Below are 255 nucleotides of genomic sequence, written 5' to 3' on the forward strand. Positions count from 1 at the left end.
TTTTTGTTATGGATTGTAAATCATCCAAACTTAAATTCTTGGCTAAACGGGCTTCTTTTAATCGATTCCCTAATTCAGTCACTAAAAAACACCTTCCAATTTATTAAAAATTAAAGTCACCAAAATCTGATCCTGAGAACATATTATGCTCATCCACAACGTCGTAAGTAATGACCTCATCCGCATCATTTCTAAGCTCAATAATATAGTCAAAATCCTCAAGCTTATACTCCGAGTTTTGAACAAAAATATCAG

2 protein-coding genes are annotated in these 255 nt (G+C 32.5%); both read right to left on the reverse strand.

From position 1 onward, the window contains the following. Positions 1-82, reverse strand: an 82-nt coding sequence (locus tag RYX56_RS26710) for a RodZ family helix-turn-helix domain-containing protein (protein WP_500660663.1), incomplete at its 3' end; no start/stop codon positions are given. Between the two features lie 21 nt (positions 83-103). Beyond that, a partial coding sequence (locus RYX56_RS23735) for a DUF3388 domain-containing protein (RefSeq protein WP_317124305.1) occupies positions 104-255 on the reverse strand: 152 nt, incomplete at its 5' end.

The organism is Alkalihalophilus lindianensis (assembly GCF_032843265.1).
GTDB lineage: Bacteria > Bacillota > Bacilli > Bacillales > Bacillaceae_D > Alkalihalophilus > Alkalihalophilus lindianensis.